Here is a 19,780-nt window from a genome sequence, read left to right on the forward strand (position 1 = left end):
ACGTTGATATTTTTGCTCAAGTGTTGAGAATGAAGTAACAATAGTACTTTTAACCTACTTTTTCTAGTTTTCTGCTAACTTTTTAGTATATTTAAACTCAGTTTGACTTTGAGGATTAACTGATGACTCAAGCCCTACAAAGAAAACTAGTTACGTTTGAAGAATTTATCACTAAATACCCTGACAACTCAAATAAACGCTACGAATTACACGATGGAGTAGTAATTGAGATGCCACCACCGACAGGCGACCATGAGGAGATTATTTTATTTTTAATCGAGAGATTTATTTTAGAATATACCCGACTGAAGCTATCTTATGGCTGTCCCAAAACAGCATTCGTAAAACCATCTGAAAGTGAATCTGCTTATTTACCAGATGTGTTGTTGTTAAACCGCCCCAACCTAGTAAATGAACCTCTGTGGAAAAAAGAATCCACTCTCACTCAAGCAGAGTCAATTCCTTTGGTCGTTGAGGTCGTAAGTACAAACTGGAGAGATGATTATTTCACAAAATTGGGTCGTTATGAGGAAATCGGCATCCCTGAATATTGGATTATAGACTACGCAGCACTAGGAGGCAAGCGATTTATTGGCAACCCCAAACAGCCGACAATATCGATTTATTCACTTGTTGAGGGTGAATATCAACTCGACCTGTTTCGTGGAAGCCAACGCATCCAATCACCCACTTTCCCAGAGTTGGATTTAACCGCAGAGCAGATTTTTAATGCTGGTAATATCTGAACGGTATTTTTTGAACCGATCAAAATTCCTGAAATCCTTATTCAGAGTTGGTTACGTTGATTTAATTAAATACGTTGTTCATTCCCCTCTTGATTGTGTAACACAAAATCAAGTGGGGAATGTGGGATATAAACGTTAACTTAAAAAGAAGTACGAATTGTGCTAAATAAAAAGTATTTTTTAGGGATTTCTAGCAAACTAGTAAATAACTATATAATGAAAAACTTTCAGGAGGAGCGGTAGTGAGCCTAAAAACTCTCGTTGACCAAGCCACCATCTTTGCAGATTCAGGGTCTGTAACATCTAGTCCCTTTGATACAGATAGCTTTAATGAAGCTGTCATGTCTACCTACGCCCGGTTTCCCTTAGCCCTAGAACGGGGTGCTGGATGCCGGGTGTGGGATACACAGGGGCGCGAATATCTGGATTTTGTAGCGGGAATTGCAACTTGTACTTTGGGACACGCCCACCCAGTTATGGTAGAAGCGGTAACACGCCAAATCCAGAAGCTGCATCATGTCTCTAATTTGTACTATATTCCTGAACAAGGAGAATTGGCAAAATGGCTCGTTGAACATTCTTGTGCCGATCGCGTATTTTTCTGCAATTCTGGAGCTGAAGCCAACGAAGCCGCAATTAAACTGGCGCGGAAATATGCCCACACAGTATTAGACATTGAAAAACCAATTATTTTAACCGCCCATGCCAGTTTCCACGGGCGGACTTTGGCAACAGTTACCGCCACAGCCCAACCGAAGTATCAAAAATATTTTGATCCTTTGGTTCCTGGGTTCCACTATGTAAATTACAACGACATTAACGCTCTGGAAGTGGCGATTAGTGAGTTGGATGAAGGCGATTATCGGGTAGCAGCAATTCTGATCGAGCCATTGCAGGGAGAAGGCGGTGTGCGTCCGGGAGATGTTGCCTATTTTAAAAAGCTGCGGCAAATTTGCGATGAAACTGGCATTTTATTGATTTTTGACGAAGTGCAAGTTGGTATGGGGCGCAGTGGCAAATTATGGGCTTACGAACATCTTGGCGTTGAACCGGATATTTTCACCAGTGCCAAAGGCTTAGGTGGCGGTATTCCCATCGGTGCGATGATGAGCAAGAAATTCTGCGATGTGTTTCAACCAGGGGAACACGCCAGCACCTTTGGCGGCAATCCTTTTGTGTGTGGTATAGCACTCAGTGTTTGCCAGACATTGGAACGGGAAAACATTTTGCAGAATGTTCAAGACAGAGGTGAACAATTGCGAACTGGATTAAGAGCGATCGCGGCTAAATATCCTCAGCACATTAGCGAAGTTCGGGGTTGGGGTTTAATCAACGGTTTGGAATTGCAAGCCGATATTCAACTCACCGCAGCAGATATCGTCAATGCTGCCATCAAAGAGGGTGTATTGCTGGTACCAGCCGGGCCAAAAGTAGTCCGATTTGTGCCACCGTTAATTGTCACAGAAGCAGAAGTAAAGACTGCCTTAGAAGCTGTGGAAAAGGCGATCGCAACTCTTACAACTTAGGTAATCAAAAAGCGAGGATAAGTCTTTGTATCTATTTCTCGCTTTTTCTTAGTTTCAGGACTTACGCAAGAACTCTTTGAAACTCTTATTACTTTGTGTCCTTTGCGTCCTTTGCAGTTCGTTTTATCATGATTTTGCGTAAGTCCTAAGTTTTATCAAAACAGAATTTAGGAATCAGAATTCATTCTGGATTCTGTAATCAAATCAGACCCAAATATTAAGTGCATTCCTGTTGTCAAGGCGGATAAACTGAATTTTGCTGATTTAGACACTATCAAAAAATAAATCAATAACCGTGTCACTATAGAAAATATAGCTGCAATATTGAGCAATAGGAAGACTAAAGAACACTGTGCAGATAACATTCTTAGGGACGAGTTCCGGTGTACCCACGCGATCGCGCAATGTTTCTAGTGTCGCTCTGAGATTACCCCAAAGGGCGGAACTGTGGTTATTCGACTGTGGCGAAGGCACCCAACATCAAATTATGCGGAGTGAACTGAAAATCAGTCAACTCTCCCGAATTTTTATCACCCACATGCACGGCGATCACATCTTTGGCTTGATGGGACTTCTTGCTACTTGCGGTTTGGCTGGGAATGTGGAACGAATTGATATCTATGGGCCACCTGGATTAAATGATTACATTCAATCCGCTTCTCGTTACTCCTACACACACTTTTCTTACCCAATTAAAGTTCACGCTATCCGTCCAGGAGTAATTTATGAAGACAATGACTTCACCGTTAGCTGCGGTAATTTGCATCACCGGATTACAGCTTTCGGCTACCGCGTAGCCGAAAAAGACCGGACAGGACGCTTTGATGTGGAAAAAGCCAAAGCGTTAGAAATTCCTTCTGGTCGCATTTATGGTCAACTCAAGCGCGGTGAAACTGTTACCCTTGACGACGGACGAGTGATTGATGGCACTCAATTATGCGGCCCTACAGAAATTGGTCGGAAAATTGCCTATTGTACAGATACCATTTATTGTGATGGTGCAGTGGAATTAGCTCATGATGCAGATGTATTAATTCACGAAGCAACCTTCGCCCATCAAGATGCAGATATGGCTTTTCAACGCTTGCATTCCACAACCACAATGGCAGCACAAACAGCTTTAACTGCTGGGGCGCATCGACTGATTATGAGTCATTTCAGCCCCCGCTATGCTCCCGGAAATACCTTGGAGTTGAAGGATCTTCTTAAAGAAGCCCGTGCTATTTTTCCCCGTACTGACATGGCTTATGATTTCATGATTCATGAAGTACCCAGACGGCGAGAAGTAGAGTTAACTAAGGTAGGTGTTTAAATTGAACGCCTAATTCCCCTGGTATCTAGTTATAGTTTTGACATTTATATTTCCAGGTGCAAGATGTGAGTAGTCCTTTGCCTGTTTCAACAATTGTCTTTTACTGGGAGCGTAATCACAAACTCAGTACCCTTATTTAAAGTAGAATTGACAGCGATCGCTCCATGATGTTTTTCTCCAACAATCTGATTAGCGATCGCTAATCCTAATCCTGTTCCCTTACCAACGGCTTTTGTGGTATACAAATGCTCAAAAATCTTCTGTTTGACATCATCTCTCATGCCGATGCCGTTGTCTTGAATGCGGATGTTGACGAATTGACTATCGTTTGACAGTTCAGTTTTCACTGTAATCTGGTTTGGCTTCATTTTAATATCTGTGAAACTCCGTCCTATATTCGAGTCTTCCAAAGCATCGATCGCATTTGCCAGAATGTTCATGAACACCTGATTGAGTTGTCCTGGAAAGCATTCGATTTCAGGTAAATTAGCATAGTCCTTGACAATTTCGATCTCTGGATGGTCATCACTGGCTTTCAAGCGGTGTTTGAGAATTAGAATTGTGCTGTCGATACCCTCATGAATGTTAAAGGGTACTTTGTAATCTCGATCGGCTCTGGAAAAGGTACGTAAGCTCGTGCTGATGTAGTGGATGCGTTCAACTCCGAGTTTCATTGAATGAATTAACTTAGGCAAATCTTCTCGCAGATATTCCAAGTCAATATCAGCAATTTCGTTTGCAATGTCTGGTTCAAGATCGGGGATCTTAGTTTGATAAAAGTCAATTAACCGAAACAAGTCGTTAATATAATCAATTGCAGGTTGCAAATTCCCAGCAATAAAGCCAACAGGGTTGTTGATTTCGTGAGCAATGCCAGCTACAAGATTGCCCAACGCAGACATCTTCTCGTGCTGCACCAACTGGAGTTGGGTTTCTTTGAGATGATGCAAGGTTTGGGAAAGTTCAGTAGTTCGTTGTTCAACTTGTTGTTCTAGAGTTTGAGTGAAGCACTTTACCATCAGTTGGGTTTGAATGCGAATCAACATTTCCTCAACTTGGAACGGTTTGGTAATGTAGTCTACGCCGCCTACCTTAAATGCTTTTACTTTATCGAGTGCATCATCAAGCGCACTGAGAAAAATCACAGGAATGGCACGAGTGTTATCAAAGGTTTTGAGTTGGCGACATACTTCATAGCCATCAAGATCGGGCATATTGATATCTAATAGAATCATGTCTGGAGGTTCTGCCTGAGCCGATCGCAACGCCATCGTACCATTTGTAGCTTTGCGTACCACGTAACCCTGCTCTACTAACAGATTAGACACTAAGCGGAGGTTGTCTAGCAGATCATCAACTACAAGGATTTCGGTTTTGGATAGAGTTTTCATATATAAAGATGATTAAGAAATAGGTTGGGTAAGTTCGATCAGCGCGTCAAACTCAAAGTTATCGACCAAATGCTTAAGGGTTTGTACTGTCGCCGATTTTTGGTCGGGAATTTTTTGGATCAGTTCCATCAGCCGTTGATCCCGTCCGACGGTAGCAGCAGCGTGAAATTCACTCAGCCATTCCCTAGACATGGTATTGAGATCAGCCGGTTGCAATTTAGCCGCAAGCGAATGCGCTTGTGGCTGATTTGGAGTTTGCTCATATACGTATAGCACTCCAATGTGCTTTGCCATCATGTCGAAAATTTCGTAGTCTCGAAACGGCTTTCGCATAAAGTCATCGCAACCGACTGCCAAATTTGCGGCGCGTTCTTCTTCTAAACTGCTAGCAGTCAAAGCGATAATTTTCAGGCTGTTGCCGTTGGCTTGAGCTTTAATGTATTGTGTGGCTTCAAAGCCATCTAGCACTGGCATTCGCATATCCATCCAAATCAAGTCAGGCTGCCATTGTTGCCAAATATCGATCGCTTCTTGACCATTTTGGGCTTCCTTGACTTCAAAGCCCAAGGGACTGAGCAACTTCACTAGAATCTGGCGATTGATATCTTTATCATCCACAACTAAGATGCGGTAACGGGGTTGATTGGATTCCAGAGCAATAATCTGTTGCTTGAACCGCAAGGTTTCTTCATCAGCAGCATCAACAGCCGTCACCGGAATCTTGAATTTAACAAGCGTGCCATACCCTATTTGAGAACTGACATTCATCTCGCCACCCATAAGCTGCACAAAATTGCGGCTGATGGGTAATCCTAATCCTGTTCCTTCCTGGGCGTTTTTGCCGGTTTGGGTTTGAGCAAAGGCTTCAAACAACTTATCGAGTTCATCAGCAGCAATACCCGCGCCAGAGTCTTCTACCTCAAAATATAGGGTGTGGCTGGGTGATGCCTCAGAGGAAGCAATCGCCTTGACTCTCAGCGATATACCACCCCGATCGGTAAATTTAATTGCATTACTAATTAAGTTAATTAAGACTTGGCGCAGTTTCACTTCATCAGTTTCCACATAGCGCGGTACATTTGGTAGATGTTCAAATAACAGTTGTAATCTTTTATCTTCGGCTTTGAGGCGGAACATATCTTCTAAATCACTTAACAAGCGATAAGAATCAAAACGCTTGAGATTGAGTGTAGTTTTGCCTGCTTCAATTTTGGACAAATCTAGGATATTGTTGATTAGCGTCAACAGATGTTCGCCACTGCGAGTAATGATGCTGACATTTTCTTGGTGTTCAGTGGACAAAGTTTTGCTGCGAGTCATTAGTTGAGCGAACCCCAATATGGCGTTGAGGGGGGTACGGAGTTCGTGACTCATATTGGCAATGAAAGAACTTTTTGCCTGATTTGCCACTTCTGCTTTCTCTTTAGCGTGTTCTAGGTGCTGATTGGATTCAGCTAGTGCGGCTGTGCGATCGCTAACGCGCTGTTCTAGTGTCTCGAATGATTCTTTGAGTTGTCCTGCCATTTGGTTAAAGGAGATGGCTAATTCTCCTAGTTCATCGGTGCGATTGAGTTCAACTGTTTGATTCCAATTTCCTTTGGCGATGTCTTTGGCGGCTTGATTGAGCCGCAGGATAGGTTGAGTCACCCAACGAGCCGTAAAAATTCCAAACACTGTAGCAATGAACAAAGCAGCTAAACTCAGTACTATTGTGCTGCGAGTGTTGGCATTGATTTGTTTCATAAAGTCTGATTCGGGAATCGTCACGACTACCAACCAATCCAGACCAAATTGATCGCGCCACGGAGTCACTTGTACAAATTGACGTTCACTTTGTGTCAGCAAAGAAGAATCGCCACCGACATTAAAATCAAGTTCTTGTGCATTCTTGATTTGCTCAAAGCTGCCAAATTTACGCTGCAAATGTTGGGCAGTTGCTTGAATCAACGGATCGGGATCTTCTAAAATATTCAGGCGTTGCTTTTCTTTAGCGGTTGCTTTAAGAATTGGCTGTTTTACTGAGTGAGCAATTAACGTTCCATCCCGCTCAATAATGAAAATTTTTCCAGAGGGACTGACTTGCAAATCTTGAAGGAAGTTACCGATCTGAGACAGTGTGAGATCGGCTGCCATCATGCCGATGAAATTTTGGTTGCGATCGTAAACTGGATAACCAAATACAAGAGCAACGTATCCATCAATTTCTTGCAAAACTTTTACAGGCGACCAATTCGGTTTACGCAATTGTGAGGTTCGGACGAATGGAGGATAAGTTAGCGGATTAAAGTCATAAGCACCAATTTTTTGAGTTCGGTTTCCTTGACTATCCATTTTATAGACAATGTTTTTTCCCTTTGTTCGAGGGGAAACTTCATCGATTGTGATCCCTTCACCCGGCAACCATCGTCCAACTCCTAAATAATTGCTATTGGTTTGGGTAAAGTGCATGTAGCTGATTCCTGGATACAATTCCACTTTCTGCCAAAACTGATAGCCAACTAAATCTAAATCTTGTCGGTTAAGTAATCCTGACTTGACTAGTTCAGCATTGCTCCGGGCAATTTGATAAGAAGTTGCTAAGTAGGTATCTAAGTGTTGATCGACTCGTAAGCTGGCTTCTCGAATCAACTGATGGGCTAAGTGATTCACCGCCTGCTGACTGTTGCAAAATGAGAGATAACCGACTAATCCTACAGCAGCAAAGATTTGCAACACAAATGGAATCACTAAGATTGTGCGGAGCGTTGGCGCAGCCCGCCGTAGGCATCGCCCCTTCCTGTGAGGTATATGATTAGCAAGGGACATAAAACAAGCTCCAATCAACACTTTTTAGTTGCAGTTGCAGGGCGATAATCAGAAAATCCCCAACTCTTGATTCCCTACTCTCAGATGAAATTTTGGCAAATTCTTCTTTCAGAGTACCCAGACTAGGGTGGAAACTCACAGAAATCGTATAAGCTAAGAATCTCATTGGTAAAGAGAACTGAATCTGGCTTGACTCAGGTTATAAGCTAAATCGAGAGTAGTTATTAGTACCAATCCAATCGCTGTGGCTTTGCTGCGATCGCTATTATTAAGCAGCAGAAAGTAAGGGATAGGTTAAGCGTCAGTCTTACAGTGCAGATGTTACAGATGGCGATCGCACTGCCAAGAAAATATCATAACGTCCAGCAAATAGACAGTAGTTTGGTTTGACAATGAAGTCAAATAATTAACCAACAATTTACGGTTAGCTAAGTGGATCAAAAATATACAAATAGTATGGGTTAAATATTTATCTGAATGTGTTTTCTAGATTAGAAGTTATCAAAAGAACTTTCATATAATATATGGTAGTGTTGTAAAATTAGATAATTTTCTACTTCAATACTTAGAAAAAATAATTAATTTTTCGTCAAGATTTTTATTCCTGAAATGAAATATTTATTAAAAATTCATTCTTCCAACACTGATTAAGAAACTATATGCATGAATTGATGAACATGAAAGCACCAGTTGGCATAAAACTTTGCCAAGTGAGCTTGTCATCGTTGGAAGAATAGTTAAGTATGCTATTGCGGCTATAAATGTAAAAAACATTTCACATTTCTCATAAATCTTCCAAATAAATATAGTGTTTCGATATTAGAGGAGTTTGATAGTGGCTAAGATTAGTCTGCATCAAGAGCAACAGGTTACTAATTCAGCACAAGGCACAGTTGACATCAGACAACTATCTACTATTTTGCTTCGCCGACGCTTTCTGATCTTCGGGTTTTCCTGCGTAGTTATGTCAGCTGCTAGCTTCTTGGCTGTCATCACCAAACCCACTTACCAGAGCAATATGCAGATATTGGTAAATTCCAATTTAGCTCAAGTGGCAGAATCAAATAATATCCCAGTCGGGGCAGATACTCAGGTTACTGATTCTAGTTCTCAGGTTGTTGATTCCACGACTCAGATGAAACTTCTGCTGAGTTCTAAGCTTCTCCAGAAAGCTGTAAATTTAGTTCATTCTGATTATCCTGATATTACCTTAGAGGATATTAGCGGTCAAACAAGACAGCACAAACAAGCACCTCTAGAAGTAACTCCAGAAGAGGGAGGTATAGGAGCTAATAAAGTTTTTAGTCAAGTATTTAAAGTTTCTTTCGATGATCAAGATCCAATCAAAGCCCAAAAATTCCTTCAAGCTCTACAAAAAGTCTATCAAAGCTACAATAAAGAACAACAAAAAGAACGCCTGAATCATGGACTAGCTTTTGTAAATGCTCGTCTACCTGAGATAAAAAAAGAGGTGAGTAAAGCTGATAAGAATTTGGAACAATTTCGCAAGCAACATAAATTACTCGATCCCGAAGTCCAAAGTAAAATCTTGCTAGAATCTCTAGCCGATATTCAAAACCAACTACAAACCGCTCGTGCCAACCTTCAAGATGCAAACGCTCGCTACGATAACCTAGAGCAACAAATAGCGTCTTCTTCTCAACAGAATGAATTAATTTCTTCTCGTTTAAATAAGTCAAGCCACTATCAAGCATTATTGAGTGAAGTTCAAAAGACTGAACTAGCATTGGCTAAGGAGCGACTGCGCTATACAGACGATTATCCATCGGTACAAAAACTAAAGCAGCAACGCCAAAATCAATTGTTGCTATTACGACAAGAAGTTAAATCTATTACTACTAGCAGTAAGGGAGAACCGCTTTTAAAACGACAAATGGTAGGGGTTGATCCAACGCTAATAGACGAGTTTATTCTAGTGCAGACAACTGTTTTAGGACTAACTGCCAATGAGAAGAATTTAGCCGAGTCAGAACAGCGACTCCGTTCTGAGCTAAACAAATACCCAAGCTTAATAGCAGAGTATAATCGTCTACTGCCAAAGGCAGAAAGTAGTCGCAAAACCCTTGATCAATTGCTACAGACACAACAGTCTTTAGGGCTGAAAATTGCTCAAGAAGGATATAACTGGCAAGTTTTGGCAGAACCTACTGTGGGTACTTATAAGGGCAAAAACAGATTATTACTTTTGGTTGGGGGAGCGGTAATTGGGCCGATTTTAGGTATCTTAGCAGCCCTGATTTGGGAAAAATTTAATGACGGTATTTATTGTGTGGGAGATATAAAGAAACTGACAAACTTACGTGTACTGGGATCGGTACCAAAACTTCCATCGGGTGGTGTCAAAAAGCAACGGCTGGGGCTGCCTTGGAATAGACGACGAAGATCGGATTCCCCTGTCATCGAAGCGAGTACTAAATTGCCAGTCCATGAAACGCTGGATATGATCTACCAAAATATTCAAATATTAAAATATCCCTTACCTTTCAAGTCATTGATGTTTACTTCAGCCCTACCAGGGGAAGGCAAAACAACTTTAGTATTAGGGCTTGTGGCTAGTGCTAACCGAATGCATCGACGAGTATTAGTTATTGATGCTAATTTGCACAATCCTAGCCTGCACAAAATTCTGGAATTATCCAACGACTGGGGACTATCTTTGTTATTGGTTGATGAGACGACTACTCATTTTAAAGATTACATTCAGCCGATTCATCCTTCAATTGATATTTTGACTGCTGGGCCGGAACCAGAAGACACGGTAAAGTTGCTCAGTTCCCAACGAATGAAAGAACTAATAGAGTTGTTTGAACAAAGTTATGATTTGGTACTGATAGATGCTCCGTCTATTTTAGGTACGGTTGATGCCAGAATTGTGGCATCTTTTTGCAATGGAATTGTGATGGTAGAGCGTATGGGTAAAGTGACTCGAAGTGAACTGACTCAAGCTACAGAAATTTTGAGTAAGTTGAATTTAATTGGAATTATCGCTAATGATGTGAATAATTCTCAAAAGGTGCTGGCATCGTAAGATTAGGGATTGGTATGAGAGAATATTCTCTTCCTGCCCCCTGCTTCATGATTTCTAGCTGATAGCTAAAGCAAAATGCATAATTAGTAGGAGGTGGCAACCTCCTGCGTTGGAGTGGTGTCTCATCTTAAAGTAGTAGACGCAATAATTCAGAGCGTCAATTAGATACTAGAGTGATTAGATGACCAGTATGAAATTCCAACTTTACTTAGGCTTTTTATTTTCCCAGATTAAAGTACGTCATTGGTGGGTAAGTGTCCTCTTATGGATTGCTTTGGTTGCCCCCGCCCAAGCGTCTGTAATTCTGCGCGTGGCAATTGAGAGGGGCGTTAATCAGGTAAAAGTGGGCAGTTCCACCACTGGAATTGTCAAGGATAGTACCGGGCGGACTCTGGGACAATTACCAGCAATGAGTGCATATTATGCCCAAGCTATTCCTGGGGGAGTTGCTTTAGATAAGTGGCAGTCTGGTTTATTTTGGATTGAGCCAACAGGTAAAGGATTCGTTTATATTGGCGATCGCTGGTATCGAGGCAGAACTCTGGTTGTTCCCACAGAAAAAGGCTTAACGGCTGTTAATTGGGTTGATGACCAAGAATATCTCTACAGCGTTCTCGGTGGCGAAATGGATGCTAGCTGGCCCCAAGAAGCTCTAAAAGCCCAAGCGATCGCAGCCCGCACTTATGCTCTTTACGAACGAGAAAAACAACGGAATAATCCCGTTTTCGATTTAGGTAATACCCCCGATCGTTGGCAAATTTACAAAGGTGTCATCAGTGAAGCCCCTGCTACTTATGCCGCAGTCGATTCCACACTAGGGCAAGTACTAACTTACAAAAACCGGATTATTCTCTCAGTTTTTCACGCTTGTTCTGGAGGACACACCGAAAACGTAGAAGATGTTTGGGGAAGCAGTGAGCCTTATCTGCGGGCTGTTCAAGACTACGATCAAAATATCAAGGAGTGTAACTGGGTGAAAACCTTCTCGCCCAGTGAAATTAGTGCTAAATTCCCTGAAGTGGGCAGTGTGACGGCGATGACTCCAGAGACATACTCACCTTTCCGTAGTGTTAAAGTCTTAAAAATTGTCGGTAACAAGGGTACGAAGGTACTACAGGGTGAGCAAGTGCGAACAGCCCTGAAGCTAAAAAGTACCCGCTTTACCGTTACCAAGGGAGCCGATGGTAGTTTTGTACTTCAAGGGCTTGGCTACGGTCATGCTTTAGGTATGAGTCAGTGGGGAGCGTACAATCTGGCTCGGCAAGGAGTAAATCACCTGCAAATTTTGGGACATTATTATCAAGGTGTAGCCCTAACACCAATTCAGGCGAAGTAGTCCACTTCTGTACTTGTAGCAACCGTCAAGGCGGTTTGAGCATAAATTGAAAGTAGTCTCTTTTCTTATAGAGCGATCGCTGTATATATGTCCTAACCGCCAAGGCGGTTGCTATATCTTATTATAGGAAACGCTAAAAAAAGACATAACCGCATCTATAAATATGGATGTAAAAAACATTGGGGGCGAACATCTGATAGCCCCCAAAAGTGGATTTCTGCAAGCTTTTATTTAAGTCCAACTAAATAAGTTGGTAAAAATAAACCAAATTATTATGCTACAAAACGCAAACAGGCTTAAAGCCCTTACTAATGACCAATGACAAAGGACAGCCTTTGCCATTTAGCTTTAATTGCACCGACCTACTTAAACTTTTGCTTCCAAAGACTTGAGTAACTCGGTATTCACACCCGATTCACGAGTCAGGGCAATTTTGCCAGTGCGCGCGATTTCTTTCAAACCAAATTTTTGCAACACCTGCACGATCGCTACCATTTTACCGGGATCTCCCACAACTTCTAAGGTGAGAGAATCTTCCGCCACATCCACGACTCGCGCCCGGAAAATCTGAGACAGTTCGATCACTTCTGAGCGATTGCTGGTATTAGCATTCACCTTCAACAGCATCAATTCCCTCTCTACGCAAGGGGTTTCGGTAATATCCTGTACCTTTAAGACATTGACTAACTTGTATAGTTGCTTGGTGAGTTGCTCGATCACGCGATCGTCACCAGGTACAACCATTGTAATTCGGGAGACACCTCCCTGTTCAGCAGGGCCAACAGCAAGGCTTTCAATATTAAAACCACGACGGGCGAATAAACCAGAAATGCGGGAAAGAACACCCGCCTCATCTTCTACAAGAACTGAAAGGGTATGTTTCATCTTCGCCAACAGAGGCTAGAGCAGGAATTGAGTAACGCAAACATTAGTACTGTTTTGCAGAATTCACTCATTCAAAATTCAAAATTACTTGAGTTTTAAGCTCTTGACATTTTGTAAAATGTATGTTGATTTCTGGGCTAACGTACTATTACACTAATTATCAGTGCGACCTTTCATTGTAAACTCAATGGTTGCACTCATTGCATTCTCTAAAGATAAATTAGGCAGAAATTATTCTGTAAGGAGTAATTTTAGATAATGGATCTCTTTTCATTGGTAGATGCGGCATTTTTGTAAAGCTTTTATATTCAGATTGAACAAGCGCGTAATAGGAAAAAAGTTTTTATGGGTTGGTTAAAAAGATTATTTGGAATGGAAAAACCCGAAAATGCAGAAGTAAATCCTACTCCGCAGTCAATAGCGCCAGATACTAGTAGTAACGTTGATACGCAAGCCATACCCCCAGAACGTTTGGGATTAAGCGGCGAATACGACCAAAGTGGTTTGGCGAAGCGGGTAGCGTTGGCCTTCGATCAAGATGACCAATTGGATGATGTTAATACCCTTTGGGTTGCTCAAACTGGTAGCACTGTAGTGTTGAAAGGTAAAGTTCCCAGTCAGGATATTCTCGATAAAATGGTTTCTGTAGCTCGTTCTGTGGATGGTGCTACAGATGTTGATACTGAGCAAGCCGAGATTGAGTAGATATTAAGTAATTCAAAATTCAATGGTGGTAAAGGTATTGGCTGGTGCGATCGCTGCCATTGCATAATATTTAGGTTTAGGAAGTAAGTGATAGCTAGCGATGCCTGCGGCGGGCTACGCCTATGCTAACCATCTCTCAATCCGATCTAAAATAGCTTGGTTGACTAGTTCGGGGCATTCATCATGGGGACAATGACCCACATCTTCTAAATTCAGCACTTCCAACTTCTGGTTGTACTGGGCGAATCGATTAGCCAAGGCTGGGGGAACAAATCGATCCTTTTGTCCCCAAATTAACAGCATCGGAATTGTTAAGGTTGGTAATACTTTCTTGACACTGGGACTAAAGTTAACTCCGATCGTAGCTTTGAACAAAGCACTAAAAGCCCTCGCCGAACCTTTATCTTGGGGAGGGCCTGCTAAAATTTCTATGAGTTCATCGGTAATCGCCTCTGGGTTAGCGTAAGCAAGACTTGCCCAGCGACGCAGCACCCCTGGACGGCGCACGAAGTTAAACAAAGGTTTTAGAATCAACGGCGAAGCAACAATATTTTTAATTGCTCTGACAACTGGTTGCAGCACAGGCGGGATTGCTTCTTGCTCTAGTGAAGGGTCGGGTAAACTCATCATCACCATACCCAGCACCATATCGGGGTGAGTGGCCGCGGCGGCCATAGAAATCAGCGAACCGTTAGAATTGCCGATTAATATTGCTGGTTGACGGATAAATGTTTTCCAAAAGTCATAAACCTGTTCAACCCAGAGTTCGATGCTGTAATTAGCTGCGGCTTTTTCTGAAGCACCGAAACCCAGCATATCGATGGCGTAAACAGTGTGATTTTCAGCTAACACTTCTAAATTATGTCGCCAATGACCAATAGAAGCACCAAAGCCATGTAACAAAATCAGGGGTGTTGTCTTATGGTTATTTTGGGCGGCGCGAATGTAAGTATAGCGAGTTTGCCAGCCCCGCCAAACCCAATCCCTTTGATTCCCAACCCGCTCTTGCCAGTGTAGTGTAGTTGTCACAGTCTCCTTTAATTCTTCAGCGTGAAAATACTATTATGGGACTTACCCACTTTACAAAATAATCATGTTGTGCATCAACGTAAATACGTTATTTCAGGTTTTTATTAATCATTCATTGGTGGTAAATAGACTCCACTTTGTAGGGGCAATTCATGAATTGCCCCTACAACTGATCTTTGTCAACTAGACGTTATCTCATATCATAGCCAAATAAATTTGGGTCTACTTCTCCTAACTGCAACTCTGCTAAACCATACTCCGCCCATCGTCTCTCTACCATCGCCGCCACATCTGGGTCAGATTCTAAAGGCGAACCCCATTCATGCTCTGTTTCTGGCGGAATTTTTGTAGTCGCATCAATTCCCATGCGTCCACCTAAGCCAATTTTTTCACTAGCAAAATCTAATGTATCAAAAGGTGTATTCGGCAAAATAAACACATCCCGCACGGGGTCAACTTTAGAACTAATCGCCCACACTACTTGACGCGGATCGCGAATATTTATGTCTTTATCTACAACAATTACAAATTTGGTATACGTAAATTGCGGTAAAGCGCTCCAAAATGCTAAAGCCGCCCGTCGCGCTTGTCCGGGATATGCTTTATCAATGGAAATAATCGCTGCTTTGTAACTCAAGGCTTCCATTGGCAGGAAGAAATCGACAATTTCTGATACTTGTTGGCGCAGTATAGGCGTATAGATGCGATTTAGTGCGATCGCCATCATCGCTTCTTCTTTCGGTGGACGACCGCTAAATGTTGTTAAGTAAATCGGATTTTTTCGGTGCGTTATACACTCAAAGCGTACCAATGGCGAATCTTCCACGCCGCCGTAATAACCCATGTGGTCGCCAAAAGGCCCATCTGGTAAAACTTCCCCTGGTGTAATTGTTCCTTCCAAGACAAATTCCGAATCTGCGGGAACTTCCAAATCAACAGTTTTACACTTTGCCAACTGGACACCAGAACCGCCGTATAGTCCAGCAAACAGCCATTCTGATAAATCTACAGGGATGGGTGTAGCAGCTGCCATAATAATTAGAGGATCTACACCAAGTGCGATCGCAACTTCTAATTTCTTCCCACGTTCGGCTGCTTTTCGCAAATGCCTTGCACCACCGCGCACCGATAACCAGTGAACTGTCATCGTGTTTTTAGATTGTAGTTGCAAACGATACACGCCTACATTTGGTGTACCCGTCTCACAATCTTTGGTAATTACCAATCCCAGCGTAATAATCTTGCCAGCATCACCAACATAAGGACGTATCAAAGGCAACTTATTTAAATCTAAATCATCACCTTGCAGCACAACTTGCTGACAAGCAGGGAAAAAGTCCCGTCCTGGTTTTGCCTTCAGCACATCAAACAGTACTTTCCCAAAATCTATCGCCTGCGAAATCTTCTTCGGTGGTTTTGGCTGTTGCAACATACCTAGTTTTTTTCCCAGAGTTTCCAACTCTTCTGGATGCTGCATATTCATCGCCCAGCAAATCCTTTCCACAGTTCCCATCAAATTCACCGCCACAGGGAAGGAAGCGCCTTTGACATTTTCAAACAACAAGCCTGGGCCACCTTTTTGCAGCATCCGGTTAGAAATCTCAGCAATTTCTAATTCTGGGTCAACTAAAGCGGAAATCCGCCGTAATTGTCCCTTGTCTTCCAGAATTTTAATGAATCCCCGTAAGTCTCTCGCCATTGTTTTAATAAAGCTGATTATTTAAGAAGTGTGAAGCGCTTTCTTATATTATGGGGCATTGGGCATTGGGCATTGAGCATTGGGCATTGGGCATTGGGCGTAAATAAAATTCTTTCCCATTCCCAATTTACGAAATTATTGGTTTTAATTGGAAATTAACCTATTTGATAACTTTTCTTAACTGTGTTTTCCAAAGTATTTAGTTATTCTATGTAGGGATACGCAATTATTTTTGAGAAATAAGCGCTAATCTAATCAAACATGGCCAGAATATACTATACCTTCCTGGCAGGCGGCTTTGTTATATAGCCCCTGCTGGGTTTATTTTTTACAAGCTTTACACTGCCTTGCTTTTAGAGGTTGAATGAACAAGTGTTTCGTTGTGATTTTAAGTTTTGCTACCAACAAGAGGACTTGTTCATTCATCCTCTTAGATGTTTCTGAATTTTTGTGAGTACGTTATTAAGGGCGCACAGTTGTGCATTGGTGTCAGAGGATGTTTGAAAAGTATTTTGCTGTGACTTTAGACACTTTTAGATCCCCCCTAACCCCCCTTAAAAAGGGGGGAACCGGAATTAAAGTCCCCCTTTTTAAGGGGGATTTAGGGGGATCGAGAAGTTTTGTTACCGAGAAGAGGACTTGTTCAAACATCCTGTCAGATGAAGCCCAAGCGAATGGAATGAGACTGTTGACGAATTCATCAGGAATCTAACCCACTCTTGCCCAATAGCTCTCAAACTTTCAGGCTCCAATTAAAAACAACCGTGTTGTCAGCTACAGTTATATTCCAGCAAAGTAAGCAACAATATTGATGAATAACTAGAAATGCAGCCCTAACTATAAAAGATGCTGCCGTTTCATGAAACCCAGAATTATTGTTTGTGGCTTAGGACGTACCGGATATAAAACCTTTCGTCTGCTGAGACATCAGGGAGCCTTCGTTGTTGGCATTCATCACCAATCTATCCCTGGCGAAACGGCAGGAGATGTGATTGTTGGCGATTTACAAGCAGCTTCTACCCTAACAGCAGCAGGAATTCAACAGGCACACACTTTAGTCATCGCTGGATCTAAAGATGCCCTGAATTTGTCTATTATGATGCAAGCGCGAGTGCTGAATCCCCAGATTCGGATTATCAACCGTTTTTATAATACAAATTTAGGGGAGCGCCTAGATCAAAGTTTGCCAGACCATTTGAGTATGAGTGTTGTCGGATTAGCAGCACCCGTATTTACCTTTGCAGCACTGGGAAACCGAGCGATCGGACAAATCAAATTATTTCAGCAAACTTGGCCAATTCACGAAGAATATATTGATGAAAACCACTTCTGGAAAGGTCTAAAGCTGAGTGAATTGTGGGAAGATCGATCGCGGATGCTGATTTATTACTTGCCAGTAAAAGGTGAGATGGATTTGGTGTCAGCTGTTATATCTGGACAAGAAATTCAAGTAGGCGATCGCTTAATTATTGGTACACAACCCCGCATCCGTTCTCCCCGAAGATCGTTGATTAAAAAACTGCTGAAAGTCCTCACCAATTTTAGGCAGTTTCAGGAACACGGGCGATCTGTAGTACTGGGTGCTATTGCACTATTGGCAGTTATTGCGATCGCTACACTCACCTATATGTCGACTGAGTTGAGCTTGTCTCCTGTCGATGCCCTATATTTTTCTGTCGGCATGATTACAGGAGCGGGTGGTAATGACAAAGTAGTAGAAAATGCTCCTAACAGTATTAAATTATTTACTGTTGTAATGATGCTGGTTGGAGCAGTGGTAATTGGTATTTGGTATGCAATGCTCACCGATTTTGTCTTAGGAAGCCGCTTTAAGCAATTTTGGGATGCAGCCAGAATTCCCCAGAGATATCACTACATTGTCTGTGGCTTGAGCGGTATTGGGGTGAGAATTATCCAGCAACTCCATGCCAGTGGACATGAAGTTGTAGTAGTCGAACCTGACTGCAATAACAAATATGTTAACACCGCCCGCGAACTCGGTATTCCCGTCATTCAGGGCGATGCCAGCTTTCGGACAATACTAAAAGCCAGCAATATAGAGTCTGCCGCCGCAGTGCTTGCTGTTACTAACAATGATGCTACCAATCTGGAAATTGCCCTTAAAGCCAAAGGCTTGACACCCAGTATTCCGGTGATTGTTCACTATGCCGATCCCGATTTTGCCGGCATAGCGCAACAGCTATTTGGCTTCGAGGCCGTACTGAGTTCGGCGGAACTAGCAGCCCCAGCTTTTGCTGCTGCTGCCCTAGGGGGACGCATCCTTGGTAATGGCATCACAGCCGATAGTCTTTGGGTAGCTTTTGCAACTGTGATTACACCTTCACACGCCTTTTGTGGTCAGTGGGTGAAAGATGTAGCCATGTCTACTGATTGTGTGCCTTTGTACGTAGAAAAAAACCACCAAACCTTTCACGGCTGGGATTTATTAGAAACTAACCTCAGCACTGGGGATGTTTTGTATATGACTATGCCAGCGACACAACTATATCAATTGTGGCGTGATGATCAAGTTTGCGAAACACACGCTTAAATAATTCCTAATTTGTCATTTGTCATTTGTCATTTGTCATTGGGCATTGAGTATTGGGCATTGAGTATTGGGCATTGGGCATTGGGCATTGGTTATTAATTTTTGTTTGTGACTCCCTCACTCCATGTTCTCCCCCTGCTCCCATTTATTTGTTAACTACTCGTTGTTGATATTCCTGCTCAGTAATCATATCGAGAGTGTTTTCTAAGCGATCAACAAATACGATGCCGTCGAGATGATCGGACTCGTGTTGAAAAATCCGAGCGATAAAATCGGTTAATTCTTGCTTTTGTAAATTGCCTTGACAGTCGGTATATTCAACTTCAATAGATTTATATCGAGGAACTAACCCCCTAATTCCTGGAACACTTAAACAACCTTCCCAATCTTTGACAACTTCAGTTGAATGAGCAATGATTTGGGGATTAATCATAGCAGTAGGTTCCATTTCCGGCGCGTTGGGATATCTGGCATTGGGACGAGAAGCCACAATAAATAAACGATAAGATTGTGCTAGTTGAGGTGCAGCAATTCCCACACCGTTAGCTTTAGCAACAGTGGCAATTAAGTCCTCAATGAGTTTTTGGATATCCTCGTCTTGAATGTTCTCAACCCAAACAGCTTTTTGGCGCAATGTTGGATTGCCTAATTGAATGATTGGCGCTAATTCAGTCATGATAAAACTCCTTTTGGGAATTGGGAGTAGAGTAAGTATGCCAGTTGTTTTTCAAATGACAAATGACAAA

The 19,780-nt window shown here is 42.3% G+C and carries 13 protein-coding genes; 7 read left to right on the forward strand and 6 right to left on the reverse strand.

From position 1 onward, the window contains the following. Positions 1-122: 122 nt before the first annotated feature. The 3 genes from V7K38_RS14260 (at position 123) to V7K38_RS14270 (ending at position 3,584) form a co-directional block, all read left to right on the forward strand. Positions 123-746 (forward strand): Uma2 family endonuclease, encoded by a 624-nt coding sequence (locus V7K38_RS14260; protein WP_334858692.1) that lies wholly within the window; start codon positions 123-125, stop codon positions 744-746. 242 nt (positions 747-988) lie between these two features. After that, positions 989-2,272: an aspartate aminotransferase family protein gene (locus tag V7K38_RS14265; RefSeq protein WP_334858693.1), complete on the forward strand. Its 1,284-nt coding sequence runs from the start codon at positions 989-991 to the stop codon at positions 2,270-2,272. A 352-nt stretch (positions 2,273-2,624) separates the two neighbouring features. Then, the gene (locus tag V7K38_RS14270) at positions 2,625-3,584 is read left to right on the forward strand and encodes a ribonuclease Z (RefSeq protein WP_334858694.1); all 960 of its coding nucleotides are present in this window, start codon (positions 2,625-2,627) and stop codon (positions 3,582-3,584) included. A gap of 86 nt (positions 3,585-3,670) precedes the next feature. Here the strand turns inward: V7K38_RS14270 and V7K38_RS14275 are convergent, their stop codons facing one another. Further along, positions 3,671-4,975, reverse strand: coding sequence for a sensor histidine kinase (locus V7K38_RS14275; RefSeq protein WP_334858695.1), 1,305 nt, complete (start codon positions 4,973-4,975; stop codon positions 3,671-3,673). Positions 4,976-4,987: 12 nt separating this feature from the next. Beyond that, positions 4,988-7,780, reverse strand: a complete 2,793-nt coding sequence (locus V7K38_RS14280) for a hybrid sensor histidine kinase/response regulator (protein ID WP_334858697.1) — start codon at positions 7,778-7,780, stop codon at positions 4,988-4,990. An 835-nt stretch (positions 7,781-8,615) separates the two neighbouring features. Here V7K38_RS14280 and V7K38_RS14285 point away from each other — a divergent pair. Next, on the forward strand, positions 8,616-10,829 hold the full coding sequence (locus V7K38_RS14285; RefSeq protein ID WP_334858699.1) for a GumC family protein: 2,214 nt from the start codon (positions 8,616-8,618) through the stop codon (positions 10,827-10,829). 190 nt (positions 10,830-11,019) lie between these two features. Then, on the forward strand, positions 11,020-12,165 hold the full coding sequence (locus V7K38_RS14290) for a SpoIID/LytB domain-containing protein (protein ID WP_334858842.1): 1,146 nt from the start codon (positions 11,020-11,022) through the stop codon (positions 12,163-12,165). Positions 12,166-12,531: 366 nt separating this feature from the next. On the opposite strand, the gene ilvN is transcribed toward V7K38_RS14290, so the two are convergent. Beyond that, complete coding sequence (ilvN, locus tag V7K38_RS14295) at positions 12,532-13,050, reverse strand: acetolactate synthase small subunit (protein ID WP_334858701.1); 519 nt, start codon at positions 13,048-13,050, stop codon at positions 12,532-12,534. A 345-nt stretch (positions 13,051-13,395) separates the two neighbouring features. On the opposite strand from ilvN, the gene V7K38_RS14300 reads away from it, so the two are divergent. Continuing rightward, on the forward strand, positions 13,396-13,755 hold the full coding sequence (locus tag V7K38_RS14300) for a phospholipid-binding protein (protein WP_334858702.1): 360 nt from the start codon (positions 13,396-13,398) through the stop codon (positions 13,753-13,755). A gap of 120 nt (positions 13,756-13,875) precedes the next feature. Here V7K38_RS14300 and V7K38_RS14305 read toward each other — a convergent pair whose 3' ends face one another. Both V7K38_RS14305 and V7K38_RS14310 read right to left on the reverse strand, forming a co-directional pair. Next, positions 13,876-14,784: an alpha/beta fold hydrolase gene (locus V7K38_RS14305; protein WP_334858703.1), complete on the reverse strand. Its 909-nt coding sequence runs from the start codon at positions 14,782-14,784 to the stop codon at positions 13,876-13,878. Between the two features lie 190 nt (positions 14,785-14,974). Continuing rightward, on the reverse strand, positions 14,975-16,483 hold the full coding sequence (locus V7K38_RS14310; RefSeq protein WP_334858705.1) for a UbiD family decarboxylase: 1,509 nt from the start codon (positions 16,481-16,483) through the stop codon (positions 14,975-14,977). Positions 16,484-17,342: 859 nt separating this feature from the next. On the opposite strand from V7K38_RS14310, the gene V7K38_RS14315 reads away from it, so the two are divergent. Continuing rightward, positions 17,343-19,034: an NAD-binding protein gene (locus tag V7K38_RS14315; protein WP_334858707.1), complete on the forward strand. Its 1,692-nt coding sequence runs from the start codon at positions 17,343-17,345 to the stop codon at positions 19,032-19,034. A gap of 145 nt (positions 19,035-19,179) precedes the next feature. On the opposite strand, the gene def is transcribed toward V7K38_RS14315, so the two are convergent. Beyond that, positions 19,180-19,710: a peptide deformylase gene (def, locus tag V7K38_RS14320; RefSeq protein WP_334858708.1), complete on the reverse strand. Its 531-nt coding sequence runs from the start codon at positions 19,708-19,710 to the stop codon at positions 19,180-19,182. Between the last annotated feature and the right edge of the window lie 70 nt (positions 19,711-19,780).

Source organism: Nostoc sp., from assembly GCF_036917465.1.
In the GTDB taxonomy this organism is placed as follows: domain Bacteria; phylum Cyanobacteriota; class Cyanobacteriia; order Cyanobacteriales; family Nostocaceae; genus Nostoc.